Origin of the sequence: Nonomuraea sp. NPDC050691, from assembly GCF_040654455.1 — a bacterium.
Classification (GTDB): Bacteria; Actinomycetota; Actinomycetes; order Streptosporangiales; family Streptosporangiaceae; genus Nonomuraea.
In genome coordinates, this window is sequence record NZ_JBFAIA010000084.1 from 1 (window position 1) to 21,321 (window position 21,321).

The 21,321-nt window shown below is 73.1% G+C and carries 23 protein-coding genes and 1 pseudogene; 17 read left to right on the forward strand and 7 right to left on the reverse strand.

Annotated elements, in window-relative coordinates; all coding sequences use genetic code 11:
* Positions 1 to 304, forward strand: a pseudogene (locus AB0H81_RS26435) (transcriptional regulator); the annotation flags it as partial.
* 32 nt (positions 305 to 336) lie between these two features.
* Complete coding sequence (locus AB0H81_RS26440; RefSeq protein ID WP_358379807.1) at positions 337 to 816, forward strand: DUF3291 domain-containing protein; 480 nt, start codon at positions 337 to 339, stop codon at positions 814 to 816.
* On the opposite strand, the gene AB0H81_RS26445 is transcribed toward AB0H81_RS26440, so the two are convergent.
* Positions 762 to 1,844: a DUF3866 family protein gene (locus AB0H81_RS26445; protein WP_358379810.1), complete on the reverse strand. Its 1,083-nt coding sequence runs from the start codon at positions 1,842 to 1,844 to the stop codon at positions 762 to 764. The genes AB0H81_RS26440 and AB0H81_RS26445 overlap by 55 nt on opposite strands.
* 38 nt (positions 1,845 to 1,882) lie before the next feature.
* Between AB0H81_RS26445 and AB0H81_RS26450 the strand changes: the two genes are divergently transcribed.
* The 8 genes from AB0H81_RS26450 to AB0H81_RS26485 all read left to right on the forward strand — a co-directional run bounded on the left by AB0H81_RS26450 (position 1,883) and on the right by AB0H81_RS26485 (position 9,366).
* Positions 1,883 to 2,854 carry a WYL domain-containing protein gene (locus AB0H81_RS26450; RefSeq protein WP_358379813.1) on the forward strand — a complete coding sequence of 324 codons (972 nt, stop codon included), beginning with the start codon at positions 1,883 to 1,885 and terminating at the stop codon, positions 2,852 to 2,854.
* Between the two features lie 28 nt (positions 2,855 to 2,882).
* Positions 2,883 to 3,848, forward strand: a complete 966-nt coding sequence (locus tag AB0H81_RS26455) for a WYL domain-containing protein (RefSeq protein WP_358379816.1) — start codon at positions 2,883 to 2,885, stop codon at positions 3,846 to 3,848.
* The gene (locus AB0H81_RS26460) at positions 3,845 to 4,000 is read left to right on the forward strand and encodes a hypothetical protein (RefSeq protein ID WP_358379819.1); all 156 of its coding nucleotides are present in this window, start codon (positions 3,845 to 3,847) and stop codon (positions 3,998 to 4,000) included. The genes AB0H81_RS26455 and AB0H81_RS26460 overlap by 4 nt, the downstream gene beginning before the upstream one ends.
* 69 nt (positions 4,001 to 4,069) lie before the next feature.
* Positions 4,070 to 4,384: a Sec-independent protein translocase subunit TatA gene (gene tatA / locus AB0H81_RS26465; RefSeq protein WP_175589517.1), complete on the forward strand. Its 315-nt coding sequence runs from the start codon at positions 4,070 to 4,072 to the stop codon at positions 4,382 to 4,384.
* An 86-nt stretch (positions 4,385 to 4,470) separates the two neighbouring features.
* Complete coding sequence (tatC, locus tag AB0H81_RS26470; RefSeq protein ID WP_358379822.1) at positions 4,471 to 5,283, forward strand: twin-arginine translocase subunit TatC; 813 nt, start codon at positions 4,471 to 4,473, stop codon at positions 5,281 to 5,283.
* A 16-nt stretch (positions 5,284 to 5,299) separates the two neighbouring features.
* Complete coding sequence (locus AB0H81_RS26475) at positions 5,300 to 6,184, forward strand: YegS/Rv2252/BmrU family lipid kinase (protein WP_358379825.1); 885 nt, start codon at positions 5,300 to 5,302, stop codon at positions 6,182 to 6,184.
* 84 nt (positions 6,185 to 6,268) lie between these two features.
* On the forward strand, positions 6,269 to 8,992 hold the full coding sequence (locus AB0H81_RS26480) for a DEAD/DEAH box helicase (protein ID WP_358379827.1): 2,724 nt from the start codon (positions 6,269 to 6,271) through the stop codon (positions 8,990 to 8,992).
* A 203-nt stretch (positions 8,993 to 9,195) separates the two neighbouring features.
* Positions 9,196 to 9,366, forward strand: coding sequence for a hypothetical protein (locus tag AB0H81_RS26485; RefSeq protein WP_358379830.1), 171 nt, complete (start codon positions 9,196 to 9,198; stop codon positions 9,364 to 9,366).
* Positions 9,367 to 9,517: 151 nt separating this feature from the next.
* On the opposite strand, the gene AB0H81_RS26490 is transcribed toward AB0H81_RS26485, so the two are convergent.
* The 3 genes from AB0H81_RS26490 to AB0H81_RS26500 form a co-directional block, all read right to left on the reverse strand.
* A complete protein-coding gene (locus AB0H81_RS26490) occupies positions 9,518 to 10,384 on the reverse strand; it encodes an AraC family transcriptional regulator (RefSeq protein ID WP_358379832.1) in 867 nt (288 codons plus the stop codon).
* A gap of 61 nt (positions 10,385 to 10,445) precedes the next feature.
* Positions 10,446 to 11,237 (reverse strand): phytanoyl-CoA dioxygenase family protein, encoded by a 792-nt coding sequence (locus AB0H81_RS26495; protein ID WP_358379835.1) that lies wholly within the window; start codon positions 11,235 to 11,237, stop codon positions 10,446 to 10,448.
* 171 nt (positions 11,238 to 11,408) lie between these two features.
* Positions 11,409 to 12,839 carry an RNB domain-containing ribonuclease gene (locus AB0H81_RS26500; RefSeq protein ID WP_358379838.1) on the reverse strand — a complete coding sequence of 477 codons (1,431 nt, stop codon included), beginning with the start codon at positions 12,837 to 12,839 and terminating at the stop codon, positions 11,409 to 11,411.
* Positions 12,840 to 12,972: 133 nt separating this feature from the next.
* On the opposite strand from AB0H81_RS26500, the gene AB0H81_RS26505 reads away from it, so the two are divergent.
* The 3 genes from AB0H81_RS26505 to AB0H81_RS26515 are packed head-to-tail and all read left to right on the forward strand — an operon-like array spanning position 12,973 to position 14,605.
* Positions 12,973 to 13,401 (forward strand): hypothetical protein, encoded by a 429-nt coding sequence (locus AB0H81_RS26505; protein ID WP_358379840.1) that lies wholly within the window; start codon positions 12,973 to 12,975, stop codon positions 13,399 to 13,401.
* Positions 13,395 to 13,628, forward strand: coding sequence for a helix-turn-helix transcriptional regulator (locus tag AB0H81_RS26510; protein WP_358379843.1), 234 nt, complete (start codon positions 13,395 to 13,397; stop codon positions 13,626 to 13,628). Before AB0H81_RS26505 ends, AB0H81_RS26510 begins: the two co-directional genes overlap by 7 nt.
* Positions 13,625 to 14,605 (forward strand): NAD(P)-dependent alcohol dehydrogenase, encoded by a 981-nt coding sequence (locus AB0H81_RS26515; protein WP_358379846.1) that lies wholly within the window; start codon positions 13,625 to 13,627, stop codon positions 14,603 to 14,605. Before AB0H81_RS26510 ends, AB0H81_RS26515 begins: the two co-directional genes overlap by 4 nt.
* A 24-nt stretch (positions 14,606 to 14,629) precedes the next feature.
* On the opposite strand, the gene AB0H81_RS26520 is transcribed toward AB0H81_RS26515, so the two are convergent.
* Complete coding sequence (locus tag AB0H81_RS26520; RefSeq protein ID WP_358379891.1) at positions 14,630 to 15,523, reverse strand: 5'-3' exonuclease H3TH domain-containing protein; 894 nt, start codon at positions 15,521 to 15,523, stop codon at positions 14,630 to 14,632.
* A gap of 44 nt (positions 15,524 to 15,567) precedes the next feature.
* Positions 15,568 to 16,287: an SDR family oxidoreductase gene (locus AB0H81_RS26525; RefSeq protein WP_358379848.1), complete on the reverse strand. Its 720-nt coding sequence runs from the start codon at positions 16,285 to 16,287 to the stop codon at positions 15,568 to 15,570.
* A gap of 63 nt (positions 16,288 to 16,350) precedes the next feature.
* On the opposite strand from AB0H81_RS26525, the gene AB0H81_RS26530 reads away from it, so the two are divergent.
* The gene (locus AB0H81_RS26530; protein ID WP_358379851.1) at positions 16,351 to 16,857 is read left to right on the forward strand and encodes a MarR family transcriptional regulator; all 507 of its coding nucleotides are present in this window, start codon (positions 16,351 to 16,353) and stop codon (positions 16,855 to 16,857) included.
* Here the strand turns inward: AB0H81_RS26530 and AB0H81_RS26535 are convergent, their stop codons facing one another.
* Positions 16,858 to 18,162, reverse strand: coding sequence for a SpoIIE family protein phosphatase (locus tag AB0H81_RS26535; protein ID WP_358379854.1), 1,305 nt, complete (start codon positions 18,160 to 18,162; stop codon positions 16,858 to 16,860).
* Between the two features lie 142 nt (positions 18,163 to 18,304).
* Between AB0H81_RS26535 and AB0H81_RS26540 the strand changes: the two genes are divergently transcribed.
* From AB0H81_RS26540 to AB0H81_RS26550, 3 genes are read left to right on the forward strand one after another with little or no spacing between them, the layout of a single operon-like run.
* Entirely contained in the window at positions 18,305 to 19,414 is a 1,110-nt protein-coding gene (locus tag AB0H81_RS26540) for a Xaa-Pro peptidase family protein (protein ID WP_358379857.1), read from the forward strand.
* A 43-nt stretch (positions 19,415 to 19,457) separates the two neighbouring features.
* Complete coding sequence (locus AB0H81_RS26545; RefSeq protein WP_358379860.1) at positions 19,458 to 20,615, forward strand: acyl-CoA dehydrogenase family protein; 1,158 nt, start codon at positions 19,458 to 19,460, stop codon at positions 20,613 to 20,615.
* A gap of 32 nt (positions 20,616 to 20,647) precedes the next feature.
* The gene (locus AB0H81_RS26550) at positions 20,648 to 21,313 is read left to right on the forward strand and encodes a hypothetical protein (RefSeq protein WP_358379863.1); all 666 of its coding nucleotides are present in this window, start codon (positions 20,648 to 20,650) and stop codon (positions 21,311 to 21,313) included.
* Positions 21,314 to 21,321 lie beyond the last annotated feature (8 nt).

The following is a 21,321-nucleotide window of genomic DNA, read 5'->3' on the forward strand; positions in this document are numbered from 1 at the left end:
GGCGGCGGGCGCCCGCCTGGCCCGGGGCCGCCGGGGCGAGCGCGTGGAGGCCCTGCTGACCGAGCGCGGCTACGAGCCGTACGTCGACGACGCCGCGGAGGGCCGGCTGCGGCTGCGCAACTGTCCCTTCCACATCCTGTCGCAGGAGCACCCGCTGCTGGTGTGCTCGATGAACCTCGCGCTGTGCCAGGGCCTGCTGGAGGGGCTGGGCGAACGGCCGGAACGCGCGGAGCTGGATCCGAGGCCGGGGGAGTGCTGCGTCTCCCTGGTCCCGCCACCAGATACTAAAACAAATGAAGATTGACATAGAAGCGAAGGGCGTGGTGTGCTGACGCCATGCACCTCGCCCAGCTCAACATCGCCCACCTGCGCGCCCCCATCGACGGCCCGGAGCTCTCCTCGTTCGTGGAGCTCCTGGAACCGATCAACGACCTCGCCGACGCCGCACCCGGCTTCGTGTGGCGACTCAAGGAGAGTGAGGAGGACCCCACCGCCACGGTCATCCACGACTACGGCGACCACCTGATCATCAACTTCTCGGTGTGGGAGTCCATCGACGCCCTGTGGACGTTCGTCTACCGCAGCGCCCACCTGGGCGTGCTGCGCCGGCGCAGGGAGTGGTTCCTGCGCATGGCGGAGCCGTACACCGTGATGTGGTGGGTGCCCGAGGGCTACGTCCCCACCCTGACCGAGGCCATGGAACGCCTGGAGCGCCTCAGGACCCACGGCTCGGGCCCCGAGGCGTTCACCTTCCAGGAGCCCTACGAGAGCAGCGAGGCCGCGAACCTGCCCGCCGCCGCCGAGGCCAGGAAGTAGGCCAGGTCCTCCTCCAGGCCCCGGCCCATCGTCGAGAGCCGCACCGGGGAGGCGCGCAGCGCCTCGTGCAGGCCGTCCACCGGCACGGGGACCAGCTCGTGCCGGACGGCCAGCAGCTCGGCCTGGTCGCGGACCCGCTCGCCGAAGTCGCCCGGCAGCAGCGGCACCGGCACGTGGGCCCGCGCCAGCGCCACCCGGCCGTAGGCCGTCAGCGAGTGGTGCGACACGCCGAGGTGCCGTTCGCGCCGGTCGCCCTCGCTGACCCGCAGCGCAGCCACCGGCCGGCCGAGCAGCACGGCGGCGGCGTTGACCGCCTCGCCCGCCGACACGCCGGAGAAGCCCCACCGCGTGCCCGTGCCGAGGTTGCCCGGCCCCTGGGTGACGATCGCGACGTCCGCCTCCAGCACGTGCCGGGCCGCCAGCAGCCCGGTGTGCGTGGTCACCGCCTCCACGTCGCCGCCGAACGCCTGCCCGATCGTCACCACCCCGGCCAGCCAGCCGGCCTCGCGCAGCATCGCGCAGGCCATCGAGAACCACGCCGGCAGCGCCCCGCCGTCCTGCATCACGTACGCCACGCGCACGCCGCCGTCCGCTCCGCCCGGCACCGCCTCGTACAGGCCGCACAGGATCGGCGGCAGCGCCGAGTGCAGGTCGGCCACCACCACGGGCATCCCGTCGACCGAGTCGGCCTCGCGCAGCACCTCGTGGTGGGGCGAGTCCTGCTCGTCCGCGCCGAGCACCGTCGCCTGCATCGGGGTGTAGCGTGCCTTCACCAGGTGCCCCGGCCCTTGCGGATCTTCCGGGAAACGGTTCGGGACGGCCACCACCATGGCGTAACCTCCCGTACCGAGACCCATCGCGAGTGCCGTCGTGTTGAGCAGCACCTCGTCGCCGGGTTCCGGGCGGCCCACCAGGGCGGGATAGGCCAGCGCCCGGCATGGCCCCTCGGGCACGGCGACGTCCAGCTCCACCGCTCCCGGCCACTCTCGGCGGATCCGCACGACCTCGCCCTTGCGCCATCTGATCACGGGGGCAGGGTAGCGTCGATGAAGGAGGAGTGAGGCAGATGTCGCGCCGTAAGACCGAGCGGTTGCTGAATCTGGTGATCTGCCTGCTCGCCACCAGGCGGCCCCTGTCGGCCGAGCAGATCCGCCACGCGGTGCCCGGCTACGACCGCGACGGCGACGAGGCGTTCCAGCGGATGTTCGAACGCGACAAGAACGAGTTGCGCGAGATCGGCATCCCCATCGACGTGGTGCGCGATCCCTGGGAGGACGAGCCGGGCTACCGCATCCGGCGCGAGTCCTACGAGCTGCCCGAGATCACCCTGGAGCCCGACGAGGCGGCCGTGCTGGGCCTGGCCGCCCAGGTGTGGCAGCGCGCGAGCCTGGCCGAGGCCGCCTCGGGCGCCCTGCTGAAGCTGCGCGCCGGCGGCGTGGCCACCGACGAGACCGTCGGCGGGCTGGGCCAGGCGGGGGCGCTGGAGCTGCGCGTCGACACCCGCGACCCGGCCTTCCCGCCGCTGTGGGAGGCCGTGCGCGACCGGCGGGTCGTGCGCTTCGACTACCGCAGCTCCGGCAGCGAGACCGTGCGCACCCGCACCGTCGAGCCGTGGGGCGTGGTCAGCCGCCGGGGCCGCTGGTACCTCGCCGGCTTCGACCGCGACCGTCAGGCGCCGCGCGCCTTCCGGCTCAGCCGCGTCACCGGCCAGGTCGCCACCGTGGGCCGCCCGGGCGCCGTCGAGGTGCCCGACGGGGTGGACCTGCGCTCCATGGTGGGCTTCCCGGAGGAGCCCGTGGAGGAGCGCGTGGCCGTGGTCCGCGTCCGCCGGGGCACCTGCCAGGGCCTGCGCCAGCTCGCCCGCGCCGTCCGCCCCGCGCCGGACGACCCGGCCGGCTGGGACGAGGCGGAGCTGGGCTTCTCCGACCCCGAACGGCTGGCCGGATGGATGGCCAGCCTGGGCTCCGACGTGGAGGTCGTCGAGCCGCCCGACGCCCGCGAGGCCGTCATCCGCCGACTGAAGGGAGCCCTGGCATGACCGGATCCGCGTCCCCGGAGGGGGCGGCGTGAGCGGCTCCGCCGACCGGCTGCCGAGGCTGCTGGCCCTCGTGCCGTACCTGATGTCCCACCCCGGCGCCCAGGTGGGCGAGGTCGCCGAGGTGTTCGGGCTGAGCGAGAAGCAGCTCATCGACGACCTGCAGCTCGTCTGGATGTGCGGCCTGCCCGGCCACACGCCGGGCGACCTCATCGACGTGTCGTGGGACGGCGGCGAGATCCTCATCGACAACGCCGACACCATCGCCCGGCCGTTGCGGCTCGGCATCGACGAGGCCAGCGCGCTGCTCGTGGCGCTGCGCATGCTGGCCGCGATGCCCGAGCTGGCCGAGGTGCCCGGCGACGCGCTGCCGCGCGTGGTGGCCAAGCTGGAGCGGGCCGCGGGCGAGGGCGCCGCGTCCGTCAGCAGCCAGGTGGCCGTGGACGTCGACGCCGCCCCCGACGCGCTGCCCCGCGTCCGCGAGGCGCTGACCGGGCGGCGCCGCCTGTCGCTGCGCTACTACGTGCCCGGCCGCGACGAGGTGACCCCGCGCGAGGTCGACCCCATGCGGCTGGTGGTGGCCGACGGCCGCACCTACCTGGAGGGCTGGTGCTACCGGGCCGAGGCGATGCGGTTGTTCCGGCTGGACCGCGTCCTCGGCGCGGACGTGCTCGACGTGCCCGCCGACCCGCCCGCCGGGGCCGAGCCGATCGACGTCGCCCACGGCGTCTTCCGGCCCTCGCCCACCGACGAGCTGGTCGAGCTGGAGGTCACGGCCGCCGGGCGGTGGGTGGCCGAGTACTACCCGTGCGAGCGGGCCGAGGAGCTCGGCGAGGGACGGCTGCGGATCACGCTGCGGGCCCGCGACGAGGACTGGGTCCTCAAGCTGGCGCTGCGGCTCGGCGACACCGGCCGCGTCGTCTCGCCGCCGGCGATGGCCGGACGGGTGCGTGAGGAGGCCGAACGCGCCCTGGCCCGCTACGCTCAACGGTCATGACGTGGATCTTCTTGGCGGCCGGGCTGGTCGTCGCCGGGCTGGTCGTGCTCCTGGTCGCCGGTGCCCGGGCCGCGCGGGCGGCGCGGACGTTGAACAGGGAAATCGCTCAAGTTCACGCGCTGTTCAATCCCCAACCGGACGCCAGGGGATGAGGCATCGCCCCCAGCGGCGTACGATCGGTGCTAAGCACAGCACTTCGCTCTCACCATGAAGGACGTCACATGAACTTGGGAGCTCCAGAGATCATCCTGATCTTGGTGGCCTTGGTCCTGCTGTTCGGTGCCAAGAAGCTTCCGGACCTCGCCCGTGGCGTCGGCCGGTCCCTGCGCATCTTCAAGGCGGAGACCAGCAAGATGAACGATGACGACGACGACCGGCCCACGGTGGTGCAGGCCCAGCAGCAGGCTCAGCCGGCGCCGCAGCAGATCCCGCCGGCCACGCCCGCCCCGGCGCTGTCCGCCGAGGAGCAGGCCCGCCAGCTCGAGGAGCAGGCCGCGAGGCTGCGCGCCGCGGCGCAGGCCGACAAGCGTCCCTGACCCCCCGTCCCCTCGGCCACCTGGACTGGTAGATGGCGTTGCTGAAACGGTCGGGCCCGAAGCCGGAACGGGACCCAGAAGGCCGGATGCCGCTCATGGAGCACCTCCGTGAGCTGCGTAACCGGCTGCTCATCGCGATCGCCGCCGTCGCGGTGGGCGTCGTGATCGGCTGGTTCGTCTTCGGGCCGGTGTGGGAGCTGCTCAAGGAGCCCTACTGCTCGACCGTCCAGTCGAAGCAGCTCACCGGCCACTGCAGCCTGACCTACAACGGCATCTTCTCGTCGTTCTTCATCACGCTGAAGGTCTCCCTGATGGTGGGCCTGGTGGCTGCCTCGCCCGTCTGGCTCTACCAGATCTGGGCCTTCGTCACCCCGGCCCTCTACCGCACCGAGAAGCGTTACACGCTGACCTTCCTCGCGCTGGCCATCCCGCTGTTCGTGCTCGGCGCGACCGTGTCCTACCTGATCATGGACACCGCGCTGTCGTTCCTGCTGGGCTTCTCGCTCCAGGACACCGTCGCCACCATCTCGATCGACGACTATCTCGACTACGTCCTGATCATGCTGGTGATCTTCGGGGTGTCGTTCGAGCTGCCGCTGCTGCTGGTGTTCCTCAACGTCATCGGGGTGGTCTCGCACGCGACGATCGCCAAGCACCGGCGGGTGGTCATCTTCCTGATGTTCGTCTTCGGCGCCGTGGTCACGCCCGGCGGCGACCCGCTCAGCATGATGGCGCTGGCCACGCCGATGATCGTGTTGTTCCTGGCGGCCGAGCTGTTCATGTACGTGCGGGAGAGGCGGCAGCCGCAGAGCGAGTTCGCCGGCCTGTCCGACGACGAGGCGTCCCAGTTGGTCGACGACAACACCCCGCTGGAAGAGGATTCCGGTTCGGGCAGATAGGCGATAGGTTCCGGGCGTGTCCCCTCGACTCGCCCTGCTCGTCAACCCCGCGGCCCGCGGCGGCCGCGCGCTGCGCCTGCTCGAGCCCGTGGTGCGCCGCCTGCGCATGGGCGGCGCGGAGGTCTCGGTGATCGCCGGCGTCGACGCGGCCGACGCCCTCGAACGCGCCTGCGCCTGCGTGGCCGAGCGCCCCGACGCGCTGGTGGCCTTCGGCGGCGACGGGCTCGTCCACCTGGCCGTGCAGGCCGTGACCGGCACCGACGTGCCGCTCGGCATCATCCCCGTCGGCACGGGCAACGACGTCGCCGCCGCCCTGGGCGTGCCGGGCGACCCGATGGCGGCGGCCCGCACGGTGCTGCGCATGAAGATCCGGCCCGTCGACGTGGCCCGCGCCGTGACGGGCCAGGGCGAGGAACTGTTCGCCAGCGTGCTGTGCTGCGGCTTCGACGCCCGGGTCAACGAGCGGGCCAACCGGCTGACGTGGCCGTCCGGCCGGGCCCGGTACCTGCGGGCGGTGGTCGAGGAGCTGCGCGCGTTCCGGCCGGTGCCGTTCCGCGTCACGCTCGACGGCGAGGAGGTGCTCGAACGCGACGCCGTGCTGGTGGCGGTCGGCAACACCCGCTCCTACGGCGGCGGCATGCGGGTCTGCCCGGACGCCCGGCCCGACGACGGGCTGCTGGACGTGGTCGTGGCGGGCGCGATGGGCGTGGGGGAGTTCCTGCGGGTGTTCCCGGGCGTCTACCGGGGCACGCACGTGACCCATCCGTCCGTGACGGTCAGGCGGGCGCGGCACGTGCGGCTGGAGGCGGCCGGCGTCCCCGTCTACGCCGACGGCGAACGCCTGGGAAGCGGTCCGGTGACGTGTACGGCGCTGCCCGGCCGGCTCCAGGTCATAGTCTGAGATCTACAATGTAAAGGCGTCACGCCCGAGGATCCCGGTCATCGCCGGGACGGACCGGAATGGCGGTTTCGGTAGGCTGACGTCATGACGACGCCAGCGGAACGGTACGCGGCCTTCCGCGACAGGTTCGGAGACGACGGGGCCGCTTTCAGATCGTTCCGAGGACTGTACGACTTCCAGCTCGACGACTTCCAGGTGGACGCGTGCCGCGCCCTGGAGGCGGGCGACGGCGTCCTCGTGGCCGCCCCCACCGGCTCGGGCAAGACGGTCGTCGGCGAGTTCGCCGTCCACCTCGCCCTGGAGCAGGGGCAGAAGTGCTTCTACACCACCCCCATCAAGGCGCTGTCCAACCAGAAGTACAACGACCTGGTCAAGCGCTACGGCAGCGCCAAGGTGGGCCTGCTGACCGGCGACAACAGCGTCAACGGCGAGGCCCCGATCGTGGTCATGACCACCGAGGTGCTGCGCAACATGCTCTACGCCGGCTCGGCGACGCTGGCCGGGCTGGGGTTCGTGGTGATGGACGAGGTCCACTACCTCGCCGACCGGTTCCGGGGCGCGGTGTGGGAGGAGGTCATCATCCACCTGCCCGAGTCGGTCCGGCTGGTCGCGCTGTCGGCGACGGTCAGCAACGCCGAGGAGTTCGGCGAGTGGCTGGGCGAGGTGCGCGGCGACACCACCGTCATCGTCGACGAGCACCGGCCGGTGCCGCTGTGGCAGCACATGATGGCCGGCAACCGCATCTACGACATGTTCATGAGCGACGACGACGTCCCGCGCATCAACCCGACGCTCATGCGGGTCACACGCGACGCCGAGCGCCTGTCGGCGGGCCGCGGAAGGCGCGGCTACGGCCGGCCGCAGCGCTCCCGGCCGCCGGACCGCGCCCAGGTGATCGAGAAGCTCGACGGCGAGGGGCTGCTGCCGGCGATCACGTTCATCTTCTCCCGGGCCGGCTGCGACGCGGCCGTGGCCCAGTGCCTGTACGCCGGCATCCGGCTCACCACCGAGCGGGAGCGGCACGAGATCCGCCAGCTCGTGGACGAGCGCACCGCGCACCTGCCCGACGAGGACCTGGCCGTGCTCGGCTACCTGGAGTGGCGCGACTGCCTGGAGCGGGGCCTGGCCGCCCATCACGCGGGCATGCTGCCGGCCTTCAAGGAGGTCGTCGAGGAGCTGTTCACCCGCGGCCTGGTCAAGGCGGTGTTCGCGACCGAGACGCTGGCGCTGGGCATCAACATGCCGGCGCGCACCGTGGTGATCGAGAAGCTCGACAAGTGGAACGGCGAGTCGCACGCCGACCTGACGCCCGGCGAGTACACCCAGCTCACCGGCCGGGCCGGGCGGCGCGGCATCGACATCGAGGGCCACGCCGTGGTGCTGTGGCAGCCGGGCATGGACCCGCTGTCGGTCGCCGGCCTGGCCGGCACCCGCACCTACCCGCTGCGCTCCAGCTTCCAGCCCTCGTACAACATGGCCGTCAACCTCGTCGGCCAGTTCGGCCGCGAACGCGCCCGCACGCTGCTGGAGGAGTCGTTCGCGCAGTTCCAGGCCGACCGGGCGGTCGTCGGACTGGCCAAGCAGCTGCGCAAGCACGAGGAGGCGCTGGAGGGCTACCAGGAGGCGATGACCTGCCATCTGGGCGACTTCACCGAGTACGCGGGGCTGAGGCGGCGCCTGTCCGACCGGGAGGCCGACCTGTCGCGCCAGCGGGGCGCGGCGCGGCGGGCGGCGGCCGTGCGCTCGCTGGAGGCGCTGCAGCCGGGCGACGTCATCCGGGTGCCGGGCGGGCGCCGGGCGGGCCTGGCCATCGTGCTCGACCCCGGCCGCAACCCGCGCGGCAACGGCCCGAGCCCGCTGGTGCTGACCATCGGCAAGCAGGTCAAGAAGCTCGACGCGGCCGACTTCCCCGTGCCGGTCGAGCCGATCGAGAAGCTGCGCATCCCGAAGAACTTCAACGGCCGCTCGCCCAAGGAGCGCGCCAACCTCGTCTCCACGCTGCTCGCCAAGATCGGCGACCGTGACCTGGGCAAGCCGCCCAGGGCGCGTGACCACGCCGTGGAGGACGAGGAGATCAACGAGCTGCGGCGGCGGATCCGGCAGCACGCCTGCCACGGCTGCGACGAGCGCGAGGACCACGCCCGCTGGGCCGAGCGCTACTACAAGCTGCTGCGCGAGACGGAGGGACTGCGGCGGCGCGTCGAGGGCCGCTCGCACGTCATCTCGCGCACCTTCGACCGCATCTGCGCGGTGCTGGAGCAGCTCGGCTACCTGCACGGCGAGGCCGTCACCGACGAGGGCCGCCGCCTGGGCCGCCTCTACACCGAGCTCGACCTGTTGACGGCCGAGTGCCTGCGCAGCGGGCTGTGGGAGCAGCTGGAGCCGGCGGAGCTGGCGGCGTGCGTGTCGGCGCTGGTGTTCGAGTCGCGGCAGTCCGACGACGCGCGCCGCCCGAAGATCCCGGCCGGGCGGGCGCAGGACGCGCTGACGGCGATGGTGCGGCTGTGGGCCGAGCTGGAGGGCATCGAGTCCGACCACGGCCTCGACACGATCCGCGAGCCCGACCTGGGGTTCGCCTGGGCGGCGTTCCGGTGGACCAAGGGGCACACCCTGGACGCGGTGCTCATGGACGGCGTCAACGGCAACGAGCTGGCGGCCGGCGACTTCGTCCGGTGGATCAAGCAGCTGATGGACCTGCTCGGTCAGCTCGGCAACGCCGCGCCTCCGGGCAGCAAGATCAAGCAGACGGCGTCCAAGGCGATCGACGGCATGCGGCGCGGCGTGGTGGCCTACTCGTCCCTGAGCTAGGGCGGGGCGATCTCCCGGGGCGTACTGACCGGCCGGTCAAGGTGTTGTCATCGGTGGTCTACGCAACGTCACCGCCGGGCCAGTTTCCTGGTCGAACCCGGCGGACATCCCCATGTCGGAAAGCCCGTCATGCTTCGGACGCGCCGCGCTGAGGCCCGCCCCGGCTCGGATCCCCGGCGTCCGTCGGACCTCCGGAGGTTGCCATGTTCGCCGTCGCCGCAGCCGTGTTCTTCCTGCTCGCCCTGATCTTCGCCCTCGCGGGCCTGGCCGTGGGCGGCGTCCTGACGGTCACCACGCTCGGGCTGGCCGGGCTCCTCTGCGTCGCCCTGCACCTCATGGGGGTGGGGGCGGGCTGGAGCGTCCTGAAGAAGTGACCCGCGCCTCTGTGGCCGCGCCCGCCCACCTGGGCGCGGCCACAGCCGTGCAGGGGCCCGGGGCGATGGCCAGACGGCGGAGCCGCCGCAGTGCGGCGTCGTTCATGGGGTGAATGACCGGCTCTGGTCTCCTGCCGGGGTATCGCTGTGTTCAGCCGTGCTCGGGCTCCACCGGGAGCCACAGTTCGGCGTCGGCCTCGGTCTTCTCCGGCGACAGGCGGGTGCGCAGGATCTCGGGGCCGGGGCGGGTGCGGTACGGGTTCGACGGGAACCACTGGGTGAACACGTCCCGCCACAGCTCCTGGATGGCCTGCGGTGCCGGCCCGGAGGTGGTGAAGACCGCCCAGGCGCCGGCCGGGACGGCCAACGTGGTCGTGCCCTCCGGAGCGGCTGCGGAGGTGATCACCCCATGGTGGTAGTCGAGTTCGGTGCCCTCGGCGCGGCTGGGGTCCATGCCGTCGCAGACCGCGACGATGCCGTGCGGCTCCTGGTCCGACAGCTTCTCCAGGCGCTCCAGAGTCTGTCGGCCGATCCCACGGACGAAGTTGATGATCGCCTGGTTCGGGCCCGCGTGCACCAGCGGTACCCGGGTCTTGAACCCGACGACGGTGAAGTCCGCTCTGTTCACGACGCGGTACCGCATACTGCTGCTCCCCTCGATGGTGAGGCGGAAGGCCATCCGGGGCTGGGAGTTGAGTGCGGCGCCGGTACGCCGGGCCTCGCCCGGTCCGGTGCCGTGCATGGCACGGAACGCCCGCGCGAACGCCTCACCGGAGCTGTAGCCATAGCGCACCGCGATCTCCAGCAGGGTGTCACGTCCCGCGAGTACTTCGGCGCCCGCGAGGGTGAGCCGGCGGCGCCGGACGTACTCCGACAGCGGCATGCCCGCGAGCGCGGAGAACATCCGTCGCAGGTGGTGCTCCGAGGTGGCCGCGATGCGTGCCAGCTCCTCCACCTCGACAGCCTGGTCGAGATGGCACTCGATGTGCTCCATGGCTTGGTTCAGCCGCTCCAGCATGCCCGGCCCCCTTCCTCATCCCCTTCACGACCACCGTGTCGACGATAATCGTGAAGCACGTCTACCCGGCGCTGTGGTCGGTGCCGTCCCATCCCAGGCCCCGGCGGATCGCGATCTCCACGGGCGAGTACGCGTCGTCGGCCCGCTCCAGTTCGTACGGCGCGGCCGGCATCAGCGGCGGCTGGGCCATGAAGCGCGGCCGCACTCCATGGTGCGGTTGCGCCGCGTGCACCAGGAACGGATGGCACAGGAAGACGTCGCCCGGGGACCCGGTGGCGAAGGCCAGCGGCCGGTGGTCGGACGCCGCCACCAGATCGGACGCGAGAGTCAGCCCGCTCGCCCCGTCCTCCCCGTACTTCTCCAACACCTTCGGCACGTCGAGGTGTGAGCCGACCCGGATCCGGGTCGGGGCGTCCTCCTCGCCGACCTCGCTGAACAGGAACAGCATCAGCAGCGCCCGGCCCCGGGAGCGCAGGTTCGTGAAGTACCAGTTCTCGCCCTCCGGCAGGTAGCTCCCCTCGATGTGCCAGCCCGCGTCGTCCGGCTCCTCCTCGTGCGGGAAGCGCAGCGGGAACGTGCCCAGGGAGTAGAGCGGCTCCCAGCGTCCCGTGCCGACGAGCAGGTCGTACGCGTGGTGCAGGAACGGGGAGTTGGGTGCGGCGGCGAACGGACCCTGCGCCATACCGCCCACCCAGTGCACGGGCTGCGTCCACGTCGACGGGTCGTTCGGCTCGCAGCCCGTCTCCCGCCACAGCAGCCGGGCGCAGTCCGCGGCCACGCGCGGCGCGACGGCGCCCTCCAACTTCACGAAGCCGTCGCGGAGGAAACGGGATACCAGAGTCGTGTCATCCATGTCTCCATCGTGCGGCGACACCGGCCCCGGCCACCCGACATTCTCCGCACCGCCTTTGTCGGGTATGAGGATGGGGTGTGGTCGCCGGTAAGGGTTTGCGCGGAGTAGCCGGCGACCGGGGCCAGGACGGGACCTCCTGCGCCGCCCCGTCCGGCCGCGCTCGGGCGCGGACTACGGCGACCCCAGGGCGAAGCGGACCTCGCGGGTGGCGGGGTCGGCCTGGACGAGGCGGACCGTGACCGTCTCGCCGAGCGGCAGGGCGCCGTCGCAGCGGGCGATCACCGCCGGGTCCGCGAGCTGGACCTGCCCGCCCCGGCCGTCCGCCGACACGTCGATCACCGCGGCCTCGAACGCCTCCCCGATGCTGTCGCGCAGCAGGAACGCCTCCACCAGGTCCACGCACGCCCGCTCCACCGTGCCGCCGCGCCGGGCGGCCGCCGCCATGACGGGCGGCAGCTCCGGCAGGGCGCGCGCGACGTCCTCGGGTACCGGCTCGCCCGCCGCGATCGCCAGGCACACCTCGGTGGCGTAGCGGTCGGCCAGGCGCCGCAGCGGCGCCGTCACGTGCGCGTACGGCGCGCCGACCGCGGCGTGGTCGGCCAGCGGGGGAGGGGCGCCGTCGAAGGCGACGTAGCCGGAGCCGCGCAGCAGCACCCGTGACTCGTGCAGGAACGCGGCCTGCTGCGGGCTCTTGGGGTCGAGGCCGTGGACGACCTCGCCGTAGGTGGCGTCCTCGGCCCAGGTGACGCCCAGCGCCGCCGCCACCCGGCGTACCTTGGCCAGGTCGCCGGGCTGGGGCGGCGGAAGCACGCGCAACAGCCCGACCTCCGCGTCGAGCATCATCGTGGCCGCGGCCATGCCGGTCAGCAGGGAGATCTGGGCGTTCCACGCCTCGGCGGGCAGCGGCACGCGGTATTCGAGCCGGTAGCCGCCGTCGGCGGGCGCGACCTCCTGCTCGGGGGTGGGTAGGGTGACGCCGCCGCGCTCGCGCTCCAGCTCCAGCCGCAACGGGCCGATCTCGGCCAGCAGGCCGAGGGTGCCGTCGGCCGTGCCGGTCTCCACCGCCGCCTGGACGTAGGCGTAGTCGAGCCGCTCGCGGCTGCGTACCAGGGCGCGGCGCACGTCGGCGCCGATTGTGCGGCCGTCGGCGTCGAGGTCGATCCGCCACACCGCCGCGGGGCGGGTCGCGCCGGGCAGCAGGCTGGCCGCGCCCTCCGACAGGACGGCAGGGTGCAGCGGCACCCTGCCGGTGGGCAGGTAGACGGTCTCGCCCCGCAGCCGGGCCTCGGCGTCGATGGCGCCGCCCGGCCGGACGAACGCGCCCACGTCGGCGATGGCGTACCACACCCGGTAGCCGCCGCCCAGCCGCTCCAGGTGGACGGCCTGGTCGAGGTCCATCGCGCCGGGCGGGTCGATGGTGACGAACGGCAGCTCGGTCAGGTCCTCGCCGGAGACGCGGGGCGCCTCGGCCACCCAGTCGGCCTCGTCGAGCACCGCCCTGGGGAACTCGGCCGGCAGGCCGGCCTCGCGCGTGATCCGCGCGAACCCGTCCTCCAGGCGGGCGGGGACACCGTCTCGGACCTGAATGCTCGTCTTCGACACGCCGATCAACCTACCGCGCGGGGCGCGCCCGGGCGGTTGGGCCCCCGGCCGATGTAAAAGATTCTGTACACGAGGTCAAAGACGGGTTACATTGGGGCATGTCAAAGATTCTGTACATCGCAGAGGACGGGCGATGACGCACGAAGAGAAGCGCGCATGGATCAGGCTGGTCGTCTCCGTGGTCGGCTACGCCGCGTACGTGGTGACCGTCGCGGGCCGGGCCGGCGGGCGCCCGCTGACCGAGGCGCCGTACGTGGCGGCACTGCTGTGGACGGTCGGCGGGGCCATCGCGGCCTCGATCCTGGCCGAGATCGTCATGGCGGTGGTCAACCCGGGGGCGTCACGGGTCACGGACGTGCGCGACAAGGAGATCGCGCGGTTCGGGGAGCACGTCGGCCAGGCGTTCGTGGTCATCGGCGCCGTCGCGGCGATGCTGATGGCGATGGCCGGCTGGGACCGGTTCTGGATCGCCAACGTGGTCTACCTGTGCTTCGTGCTGTCGTCCGTCCTCGGCGGCGTCGCCAGGATCGTCGTCTACCGCAGGAGCATGCCGGAGTGGTGAAGCCCACGCGTGTGACGAACCACATCCGCGCCCTGCGTTTCGAGCACGGCGAGATGACCCAGGCCGACCTGGCCGACCGCATCGGCGTGACCCGGCAGACCGTCATCGCCATCGAGCAGGGACGGTACTCGCCGTCCCTGGAGATGGCCTTCCGGATCGCCCGGGTGTTCGACGTCGCGCTCGACGACGTGTTCCAGTATCCCGACCCGCCCGAGGGGGCCTCATGAAAGCGATCGTCCAGGACGTGTACGGCCCGGCCGGCGTGCTCCGGCTGGAGGAGATCGACCCGCCGCGGATCGGCGACGACGAGGTGCTCGTCCGGGTGCGCGCCGCCGGCGTGGACCCCGGCGTGTGGGTCCTCATGACCGGCCGCCCGCCCCTCGTACGACTCATGGGGTACGGGCTGCGCCGCCCCAGGCAGCGCGTACGCGGCCGGGACGTCGCCGGGACCGTGGAGGCCGTCGGCTCCCGCGTGACCCGGTTCCGGCCCGGCGACGAGGTGTACGGCACGTGCGATCGCGGCTCGTACGCCGAGTACGCGGCGGCGCCCGAGCGGCTGCTGGCGCGCAAGCCCGCGGGGCTGTCGTTCGAGGAGGCCGCGGCGGTGCCCGTGTCGGGGACGACCGCGTTACAGGCAGTCCGCGACGCGGGACAGGTGCGGCCGGGGCACCGGGTGATGGTCATCGGCGCGGGGGGCGGCATCGGCACGTACGCCGTGCAGATCGCCAAGGCGTTCGGCGCCCGCGTCGTCGCCGTGTGCGGGCCGGGCAAGGCCGACCTCGCGCGCTCACTGGGGGCGGACGACGTGATCGACTACACCCGCGAGGAGGTCGACCGGGACGGGCCGTGCCACGACGTGATCATCGATGTGGCCGGGTGTCGTCCGATATCGCTGCTGCGGTGCGCTCTGACGCCGCGCGGCACGCTGGTGCTCGCCGGCGGCGGGCACGACGCCCCCGGCCTGCTCGGAGGGTACGGGCGGGCGCTGCTGCACAGACCGCTGGCGCAGCTGACGACCAAGCAGCGGCTGCGCGGCCTCATGGCCGAGGAGAGCGCCGAGGAGCTCGGGGAGCTCGGCGGGCTCATCGAGTCGGGCGCGGTCAGGCCGGTGATCGGCAGCGCCCACCCGCTCGCCGACGCGCCCGCCGCGATCGAGCACCTCGCCCAGGGCCACGCCACGGGCAAGATCGTCATTACTGTCTGATCCCGGGCTCCGGCTGGGGCGGGGTCAGCCGGGCAGGGCGTCGAGCAGCCGGTTCAGCGGGCTGTCCAGGCCGTAGCGGTCGGCCAGGCGTACCAGGGTCTCGGGGTCGCGCGGCTTGCCGGGCAGCGCGAGCTCGGCGGCGGGCAGGGGCGCGTCGGAGGCCACCTCGACCACGGCCGGCGCGACGCTCAGGTAGTCGCGGGCGGCGGCCAGCCGGGTGCGGCTGCCCGCCGGGAAACCCTCGGTGACGCCCGCGTCGAGCGCCGTGAGCAGCGCCTCCAGCGAGCCGAAGCGCGTGATGAGCGAGGCGGCCGTCTTCTCGCCGACGCCGGCCACGCCCGGCAGCCCGTCGCTCGGGTCGCCGCGCAGGGTCGCGAAGTCGGCGTAGGCGCGGCCGGGGATGCCGTACTTGCCGGTCACGAACGTCTCGTCCACGATCTGCAGGTTGCGGATGCCGCGCGCGGTGTAGAGGACGCGCACCGGGCGGGCGTCGTCGACGAGCTGGAACAGGTCGCGGTCGCCGGTCACGATGTCGACCGGCCCGTCCTCGCGGTGGGTGAGCGTGCCGATGACGTCGTCGGCCTCGAAACCGGGCGCTTCGAGGCGGGCGATGCCGACCGCGTCGAGCACCCGCTCGATCACCGGGATCTGCGGCACGAGCGCGTCGGGCACCTCCTCCTCGTCGCCCTGCGCCACCCGGTGCGCCTTGTACGTGGGGATGGCCGCCACGCGGAACGCGGGCCGCCAGTCGGCGTCCATCGTGGCCGCCATCCGGGTGGGGGAGTGGGCCCGCACCAGGGTGGCGATCATGTCGATGAGGCCGCGCACCGCGTTGACGGGCATGCCGTCGGGCGCCGTGACCGAGTCGGGCACGCCGTAGAAGGCGCGGAAGTACAGCGACGGGGTGTCGAGCAGCATCAGCACACCCCCATGGTGGCATCCGCTACCGACAGTCGGGCCCGTCAGCGGGTGGTGAACGCTCCGCCGTTCACGTGGATGGTCTGGCCGGTGATGTGCCGCCCGCCGGGCGAGGCGAGGAAGAAGATGGTCTCGGCGATGTCGCCGGGCGTGCCCGGCCGCTTGAGCAGCGTCTCCTCCACGAGCTTGCGGTGGCGTTCCTCCGTCATCCCGTCACCGAAGAAGCCGGTGCCGGCGACGTATCCGGACGAGATGACGTTGCAGGTGACGTCCCGGGGACCCAGCGCGGCGGCGAGCGTGGCGTTCCAGGCGGCCAGCGCGGCCTTGGCGGCGCCGTAGGAGCCGCCGCCGCGTTCGGCGCCGATCGACCCGATGCTGACGACCGCGCCTCCCGGGGCGAGCCGGTCGCGGACCGCGGCCGTGGTGAGGACCGCGGTGAGCACGTTGGCGGAGACGCTGGACCGCCACTCCTGGGCGAGCGCCTCCAGCGGCGGCGTTCCGTCGGCCGGCTGGGCAGGCAGGCCGCCCGCGGCGTTGACGAGCACGTCGAGCGGGCCGTCCAGTTCCGCGGCCATGGCGGCGACCTGGTCGGGACGGCCGGCGTCGCAGGCCAGCCCGCGCACGCCCAGCTCGCCGGCGGCGGGTTCGACGGTCTCCCTGTGGCGGCCGGTGATGACGACGTCGGCTCCGTCGGCGGCGAAGCGGGCGGCCACGGCCCGGCCGATGCCGCTGGTTCCTCCGGTGACGAGCACGGTCCTGCCCATGATTCCTCCTTACGACTGCTACGTTTAGCCCTAAACGTAGCGGAGGACGTCCCGATGGCCCAAATGCCGACCAGTCCCGCGGAGATCGCGGCCGCCTGGCAGCGCGAGCGCCCCGGCACGCCGACCGACTCCATCGAGGTCGTCACGCCCATCTGGCGGCTGGCCAAGATGTTCGCCGACGACCGCGCCCGCGTCCTGCGCGCCGCCGGGATCGACGCGGCCACGCTCGACCTGCTCTCCGTGATCCGCCGTTCCGGCCCGCCGTACCGGCTGAGCACCCGCGAGCTGGCCCGTCGCACGCTGGTGACGGCCGGCGCGATCTCCCAGCGCGTGGCCAGGGCCGAGCGCGCCGGCCTGATCCGGCGCAGCCCCGGCGACACCGGACGCAGAAGTGTCGCGGTGTCGCTCACGGACGAGGGCCACGCGCTCATCGAACGATCGGTCGACTCGGTCCTCGGCCGCGAGGCGTCCCTGGTGGCCGGGCTGACCCCGGCGGAACGGGCCACGCTCGCGAGACTGCTGGAGAAACTGACCGCCGATGTCCAGGACAGGATCTCGGGGTCCCCGTGATCAGGCGCCGGGGCGCTCCGGGATGCCGACGGCCAGCAGGCAGGCGTCGTCCTCGGGGTTCGGGCCGCCGATCTCCTCCAGCAGCCGGTCCAGCGCCGCGTCCAGGCCGAGGTGCAGGTCGTCGGCGGGCAGGCGGGCGGCGGCGGCCAGCACCAGGGCCATGCCCTCGTCGATGTCGCGGTTGCGCCGCTCGACCAGCCCGTCGGTGAACATCAGCAGCAGGTCGCCCTCCTGCAGCTCCATGCTGGCCAGATGGTACGCCTGGTCGCCGGCCGCCCCCAGAAGCAGGCCCCTGGCCTGTTCGAGCTGGCGGGCGGCGCCGTCGCGCACGAGGATGGGCGCGAGGTTGCCGGCCCGCGCCCAGCTGAATACCCGCGCCGAGGGGTCCAGGTGGCCGATCACGGCCGTGGCGGTGGTGCCCTCCAGGCGGTGGATCACCAGGTCGTTCAGCAGGGCCAGCAGGCCGCTCGCCGGACGCCCGGTCATCGTCAGCCCGACCAGCGCGTGGCGCAGCTGCGCCATGTGCGCGATAGCGGGCAGGCCGTGCCCCGACACGTCGCCGATCGCGAGCAGCACCCGCCCGTCGGGCAGGGGCGCGGCCTCGAACCAGTCGCCGCCGAGGCTCGCGGTCTTCTCCGCCGGCACGTACCGCACGGCGACGCGGGTGCGCGGCAGGTCCAGGCAGCCGACCGGGTCGGGCAGGATCGCCTCGCGCAGCGCCAGCATCACGTGCCGCTCCTCGGCCGCCTTGACCCGGGCCTCCAGGAGCTGGCGGCGCGACTCCGACATGATGCGCTCGGCCCGGCGGCGGCCGGTGATGTCCTGGAAGACCGCGTGGACGCCGCGCACCGTGGCCGCCGCCCGCAACCCGCCACCCGGGCCGAGGCCGGGGTCGTCGGCCGATCGGCCCGCGGACAGCAGGGGCTCCAGGACGACGCGGAGGTTGCGCAGTTCGCCGCCGCGCCGGATGCGCATCTCCGCCTGCGCCGCCTCCGCCTCGTGCACCACGGTCAGCAGGAGCTGCTCCAGCATCCGCAGGTCGTCCGGCTCCACCAGGCCGGCCAGCTCCGGCAGGTCCGCCGGCCCCTCGGACGGGTCACGGCCGAAGATCACGTACACCTGGTCGGACCAGGCGGCCGCCCCGGTGCGCAGGTCCCACTCGGCCCACCCCATGTTGCCCAGCCGCTGGGCGTGCGCCAGCCGCACGGCCAGCAGCTCACGCTCGGCGGTCCCCTGGTGGGACGTCCCGGCGGCAGCCCCCGGACGCCGGCGCTGCCCCGGCCCGCCGCTGATCACGTCGACCATGTGACACACCCTCGAATGCAGTGGAACGGGACATTCGCCTCACACTATGCGGCCGAGCGTGAGCGAAGGGTAGCGATGACTTGGCGTGTTGTAAGACCTTTTCGCGGATTTTAGGAGGTGGCGTCGGGAGTAGATTGTGGCCGTGACGTCCTCAGATCTGTATCCCGTCTCCCGTCTCGCCGCCGTCCAGGAGGCCACCGCCAAGGCCGGCATCGACGCCCTCCTGCTCACCCCGGGTCCCGACCTGCGATACGTGAGCGGCTACGACGCCAAGCCGCTCGAGCGGCTCACCTGCCTGGTGGTGCCCGCCGCCGGCGAGGCGTACATGCTGGTGCCCCGCCTGGAGCTGCCCGCGGCGGAGGCGTCGCCCGCCTCGCGGCTCGGCCTGGAGTTCGTGGCCTGGGACGAGACCGACGACCCGTACCGGATCGCCGCCGACCGGCTCGGGCCGGTGGCCACGGTCGGACTCGCGGACCGGATGTGGGCCATGTCGTCGCTGCGCTTCCGCGACGTGCTGCCGGACACCCGGCAGGTACTGGCCGGCAGTGTCCTGCGCGAGCTGCGGATGCGCAAGTCGGCGGTCGAGGTGGCGGCGCTGCGCGAGGCCGGCGAGGCCATCGACGCCGTGCACCGTCAGGTGCCCGAGTTCCTGCGCGCCGGCCGCACCGAGCGCGAGGTGAGCCGCGACATCGCCGAGGCGATCCTCGCCGCCGGACACGCCACCGTCGACTTCGTCATCGTCGCCTCCGGCCCCAACGGCGCGAGCCCGCACCACGACGTGTCCGACCGCGTCATCCAGGCGGGCGAGCCGGTCGTGGTCGACATCGGCGGCCAGCTCCACAACGGCTACTGCTCCGACTCGACCCGCAACTACTGCGTGGGCGAGCCGCCGGCCGAGTACGCCGCCTACTTCGAGGTGCTGCGCCAGGCGCAGGAGGCCGCCTGCGCCGCCGTACGGCCCGGCGTGTCGTGCGAGTCGATCGACGCCGCCGCCCGCGACGTCATCGCCGAGGCCGGTTACGGCGAGTACTTCGTCCACCGCACCGGCCACGGCATCGGCATCGAGACCCACGAGGAGCCCTACATCGTCTCCGGCAACACCGAGGCGATGGAGCCCGGCTTCGCCTTCTCCGTCGAGCCCGGCATCTACCTGCCCGGCCGCCACGGCGCCCGCATCGAGGACATCGTGGTCTGCGGCGACAACGAGGGCGAGCGGCTGAACCTCACCCCTCGTGAACTGGTGATCATTTAGGCAGAATGCAGGGCACGTACACTCTCACAAGGAGTACTTGCCGATGACTGTTGAGCGTGCCCTGCCCACCCCCGAGGCGCACGACCTGATCCAGCTGACCCGTGAGCTGGTCGCCAAGGAGGTCGCGCCCCGGGCCGTGGCCGACGAGGCGGCCGGGCGGTTCCCGCGCGAGGTGTTCACCACGCTGGGCGCCGCCGGGCTGCTCGGTCTGCCCTACCCCGAGGAGTACGGCGGCGCGGCCCAGCCGCAGGAGGTCTACCTCCAGGTGCTGGAGGAGCTGGCGGCCGGATGGCTGGCCGTGGGCCTCGGCACCTCCGTCCACACGCTGTCCTGCTTCCCCGTCGCCGCCTACGGCAGCGAGGAGCAGCGGGCCGAGCTGCTGCCCGGCATGCTCGGCGGCGACCTGCTGGGCGCGTACTGCCTGTCGGAGCCCCAGTCGGGCTCCGACGCCGCCGCCCTGACCACCCGCGCCGTGCCCGGCCCCGACGGCTACACCGTCGACGGCGTCAAGGCGTGGATCACCCATGGCGGGGTCGCCGACTTCTACCTGCTCATGGCCCGTACCGGCGAGCCGGGCGCGCGCGGCGTCTCCTGCCTGCACGTCCCGGCCGGCGTCGAGGGCCTGTCCTTCGGCACGCCGGAGCACAAGATGGGCATGCGCTCCTCGCCGACCGCGCAGGTCCGCTTCGACGGGGTGCGCCTGCCGCACGACGCGCTGATCGGCGCCGAGGGCGAGGGCTTCCGCATCGCCATGGCCGCGCTCGACGGCGGCCGGCTCGGCATCGCCGCCTGCGCGGTCGGCGTCGCCCAGGCCGCGCTCGACGCCGCCTGCGCCTACGCCCGGGAACGCCGCCAGTTCGGCAGCCGCATCGTGGACTTCCAGGGCGTGTCGTTCATGCTGGCCGACATGGCCACGCAGATCGCCGCAGCCCGGGCGCTCTACCTCGACGCCGCGCGGCTGCGCGACGCGGGCCGGCCGTACGGGACGCGGGCCGCGATGGCCAAGCTGTTCGCGACGGACATGTGCATGAAGGTCACCACGGACGCGGTCCAGGTGCTGGGCGGATACGGGTACGTCGAGGACTTCCCCGTCGAGCGGTACATGCGCGAGGCCAAGGTGCTGCAGATCGTGGAGGGCACCAACCAGATCCAGCGGCTCGTCATCGGCCGCGCCCTCGCGCAGGAGCGGCCGGGCCTGTGAAGGGCGACCGGCGGAAGGGGCCGGCCCAGCCGGTGAACGGTGACCGGTGGAAGGGGCTGGCCCAGCCGGTGAACGGTGACCGGTGGAAGGGGCCGGCTCGTCCGTCCGCGGGAGTGCCGGCCGGGCTGCTCATGGTGGTGCTCGCGGCCTGCGGGTCGCAGGGGGCGCTGAGCCAGGAGGTCGTCGACCGGGCCCGCGCGTCCGGGTCCGCGCCCGACCTCATCTACGCCGTCCAGCTGGACGGGTACCGGATCCTGGAGCAGTCGGCGGGCGTCGTCGGCGATGAGGGCTTCGGCGCCTACTACGGCACCGAGGACGGCACCGGTGAGCCCGTGGAGCTGCGGGTCGACCGGGGCGCGTTCGACGACCACCTGTGCGCGTCCACGCCCGTGAGCGGTGGCGGCGGCGCGCCCGGGGGCGGGGCCGTGCGGTGCGAGCGCGACGGTGACGGCTGGTACCGGACCGACGGGGTCCGCCAGGACTACACCGTCGTCCGGGGCGACCACTTCGTCCGGCTGGTCGCCGCGGTGGGCCAGGTCGGAAGGGACGCGCTGCGCCGGGCCGTGACCGGGGCCCGTCCGGCCGTGGGGGACGGCACGCCCGCCCCGCCGTCTCCGCGGCGGACGGCCGTGCCGCGCGGCGACCTCCCCACGACGGGCGACGGCGCCCCGTACAACCCGGTGGGGCCCGGCGGCTGACGGCCCCG